General features: G+C 78.0%; 4 protein-coding genes and 1 pseudogene. 4 read left to right on the top strand and 1 reads right to left on the bottom strand.

The window, feature by feature from the left end; genetic code table 11:
• From GJV82_RS19645 to GJV82_RS19005, 4 genes and pseudogenes are all read left to right on the top strand, one after another.
• A pseudogene (locus GJV82_RS19645) lies at positions 1–234 on the top strand (amino acid ABC transporter ATP-binding protein); the annotation flags it as partial.
• Positions 235–408: 174 nt separating this feature from the next.
• Complete coding sequence (locus GJV82_RS19015; protein ID WP_155100300.1) at positions 409–2,400, top strand: thioredoxin domain-containing protein; 1,992 nt, start codon at positions 409–411, stop codon at positions 2,398–2,400.
• A 72-nt stretch (positions 2,401–2,472) separates the two neighbouring features.
• Positions 2,473–2,949, top strand: a complete 477-nt coding sequence (locus GJV82_RS19010; protein ID WP_115942194.1) for a dsRBD fold-containing protein — start codon at positions 2,473–2,475, stop codon at positions 2,947–2,949.
• Complete coding sequence (locus GJV82_RS19005) at positions 2,946–3,206, top strand: acylphosphatase (RefSeq protein ID WP_024841029.1); 261 nt, start codon at positions 2,946–2,948, stop codon at positions 3,204–3,206. The genes GJV82_RS19010 and GJV82_RS19005 overlap by 4 nt, the downstream gene beginning before the upstream one ends.
• Before the next feature lie 33 nt (positions 3,207–3,239).
• Here the strand turns inward: GJV82_RS19005 and GJV82_RS19000 are convergent.
• Positions 3,240–3,467 (bottom strand): M15 family metallopeptidase (locus tag GJV82_RS19000; protein ID WP_196217316.1); only part of this gene is annotated, 228 nt, incomplete at its 5' end.

The raw sequence follows: 3,467 nt of genomic DNA, 5'->3' as shown, positions 1-3,467 counted from the left end.
TCCGCGCTCGACCCCGAGCTCGTCGGCGAGGTGCTCGACCTGCTCGCCGAGCTGCGCGCCGAGGGCCGCACGATGCTCGTCGCGACGCACGAGATGGGCTTTGCGCGCCGTGTCGCCGACGAGGTCTGCTTCCTCCACGAGGGCCGCGTCCACGAGCGCGGCACGCCCGAGCAAGTGCTCGGCGACCCGCAGCGCGAGCGCACGCGCGCGTTCCTCCGCCGCCTCCACGCCTGACCCCGCACCCCGCCGAACACGGGGTTGGTGTCGTTCTGTCGCCCAGAACGACACCAACCCCGTGCTCGGCCGCGCGCAACCTCGTGCTCGCCGCTGTGCTCCGCTGTGCGCCGATCGTGGGCGTCCCGGGCTCGTTCTGAGCGGGGCCGTCGCGGTCCTGGGAGAGTGGGGCGCATGGTCAACCGCCTCGCCGACGCCGTGAGCCCGTACCTGCGCCAGCATGCCGACAACCCGGTCGACTGGTACCCGTGGGGCGCCGACGCGTTCGCCGAGGCGCGGCGCCGGGACGTGCCGGTCATGGTCTCGGTCGGGTACGCGACGTGCCACTGGTGCCACGTCATGGCGCGCGAGAGCTTCTCCGACCCCGAGATCGCCGCGCAGCTCGCGCGCGGGTACGTGGCGGTGAAGGTCGACCGCGAGGAGCACCCGGACGTCGACGCGAGCCTGCTCGCCGCGGCGAGCGCGTTCACCCCGGACCTCGGGTGGCCGCTCACGGTGTTCACCACGCCCGACGGCGCCCCGTTCTACGCGGGCACGTACTGGCCGCCCGTGCCCGTGGCGGGTCGCCCGGCGTTCCGGGACGTGCTCGACGCCGTCGCGCAGGCGTGGGAGCAGCGGCGCGACCAGGCGGTCGAGACCGGGGAGACGATCCGCGCCGCGCTGCGGGACGCGGCCGCGGGGCGCCGCACGGGGGTGCCGCGCGCGGCGGCGACGCCCGGTGCCGAGGTGCCCGGCACGCGCGCGCAGGACGGGCCGGTCGCCCGGCTCGCGGACCACGCCCGCACGGTGGTCGACCGGCTCGAGGCCGCGGAGGACCGCGTGCACGGCGGGTTCGGCGGCGCCCCGAAGTTCCCCGTCGCGCCCACGCTCGAGCTCCTGCTCGACGTCGCGGCGTCCTCGGTCGTGGACCCCGAGGTCGCGCGGCGCGCGCTCGTGCTCGCCGGGCGCACGGTCGACGCGATGGCCGCGAGCCCGCTGCGCGACGCCGACGGCGGGTTCTTCCGCTACGGCACCCGCCCGGACTGGTCCGAGCCGCACTACGAGCGGATGCTCTACGACAACGCGCAGCTCCTGTCGGCGGCGACGACGCTCGCGGTCCTGCGCCGCACCGGCCCCGCGGAGGCCGCGCTGCGCACGCCCGCCGCCACCCCGGGCGCGACCGACCCGGGGGACGCGACGGCCCGGGTCGCGGCCGACGTCGGGCGCTTCCTGCTGCGCGCGCTGCGCCTGCCCGGCGGCGCGTTCGCGAGCGCCCAGGACTCGGAGTCCGTCGTCGACGGCGAGCGCGTCGAGGGCGGCTACTACCTTCTCGCCCCCGCCGACCGCGAGCGCCACGACCCGCCCCCGCTCGACACCAAGGTGCTCACGGGGTGGAACGGGCTCGCGATCGAGGCGCTCGCGCGCGCCGGGCACCACCTCGACCTGCCCGACCTCACCGCCGCGGCGCGCGCCGCCGCCGACCACCTGCTGGCGACGCACGTGCGCGCCGACGGCACGCTCGTGCGCGCCTCGGAGGGCGGCGTCGTGTCCGACGCCGTCGCGACGCTCGAGGACCACGGCGCGTTCGCGTCGGCGCTCCTCGTGCTCGGCGGCCTCACCGGGGACGCGCGGTTCGTGCGCGCGGGGCTGCGGCTCGTCGACGCGACCGTCGGTCCCGACGGCACGCTGCGTCCCCCGCAGGGCACGGACCCCGTGCTCGCCGACCTGGGGCTCGCCGCGGGTGCGGCGGCGGACCCGTCCGAGGGCGCGGTGCCGTCCGGGCCGACGGCGGCCGCGCGGGCCGCGCTGCTCGCGCACCTCGCGACGGGCGAGCCCCGGTACCGGGACGCCGCGCTCGCGCACGTCGCCGCGTCGCCGTCGGCGAGCGAGCACCCGCTGGGCGCGGCCGGCGTGCTGCGGGTCGCCGTCGGGCTCGCGGAGCCGCCCCGCCAGCTCGTGCTGGTCGCGGACCCGGACCTCCGCGACGCCTTCCGCGGGGCCGCGCGGGACTGGTACCACCCGGGCGGGCTCGTGCTCGGCGCGGCGCCCGAGGACGCGGCGGCGCTCGCGGACGACGGCGTCGCGCTGCTCGCGGGGCGCGGCCCGGGCGCGTACCTGTGCGCCGACTTCGTGTGCCGCCTGCCCGCCCGCGACCCCGCGGCGCTCCGGCTCCAGCTCGCCTCCTGAGCCGCGTCCCACGGGTGCGACCCGCGCACCGCGGTCGCATGATGGAAGGGCGGTGCGGCACGAGGAGGAGCCATGAGGGCATCGGTCGGGGACAGGATCGTGACCGCCTCGGGGGTCGTCGGCGGCGCGGTGCGCGACGGGGTGGTGGTCGAGCTGCGGCACGAGGACGGGTCGCCGCCCTACCTCGTCGAGTGGACGGACACGGGGGAGCGCACGCTCGTCTACCCGGGGTCGGACAGCTACGTCGAGCACGTGCCCGGGGCCGAGAACGGCGGCGGGACGGACACGACCAAGGTGTGGCGCGTGCAGGTGAGCGTCGTGGAGTCCGAGGGCCGCACGACGGCGGAGGCCGTGCTCGTCGCGGAGACGCCCGAGCACCTGCGGACGGTCGGCCGGGCGCGGCGCGACCCGCACGACCTGGACGTGCCGCTCATCGGCGACGAGATCGCGGTCGGGCGCGCGCTGCGCCGGCTCGCGGACCGGCTGCTCGACGACGCGGAGTCGGACATCGAGTCCTCGACGGGCGTGCCCGCGCACGTGCACCTGTGACGGCGCACGGCGGGGCAGCGACCGTGCGGGCCGTCGTGCACGGGCGCGTGCAGGGCGTCGGGTTCCGCTGGGCGACGCGCGAGCGCCTGGGCGCGCTGGGGCTCGACGGGACGGCGACGAACCTGCCCGACGGCACGGTCGAGGTGACGGCGTCGGGCGCGCCGGAGGCCGTCGGCCGGCTCGTGTCGTGGCTGCGCGACGGGCCGACGCCGGGCCGCGTGACGCGCGTCGACGTGGACACCGCGCCCGGGGAGTGAGGCGGGGACGCCGCCGGGCGGTGCGCGGCGGCGTCAGGAGTCGGCGCGCGCCAGCACCGACTCCCAGTGCCACGGCTCGGGCACGCGCCCGTCGGGCTCGGCGAAGTCGGGGTGCGTCCAGCCGTACGTCTCGGCGTTCTGCTTGAGCCACTCGTACTGCGGGGTGCCGAACGCCTGCACGCCGCCGCCGAGGTCGACCGCGTAGCCGAGGCCGTGGTTCGAGCAACCGGGCGGCGCGGCGATCGGCGACGAGGGGTCGTA

Source organism: Cellulosimicrobium composti (assembly GCF_009711085.1).
Taxonomy (GTDB): domain Bacteria; phylum Actinomycetota; class Actinomycetes; order Actinomycetales; family Cellulomonadaceae; genus Cellulosimicrobium; species Cellulosimicrobium composti.
The sequence above is the reverse complement of the archived record's forward strand: the minus strand, read 5'-3'. Positions and strand labels throughout refer to the sequence as shown.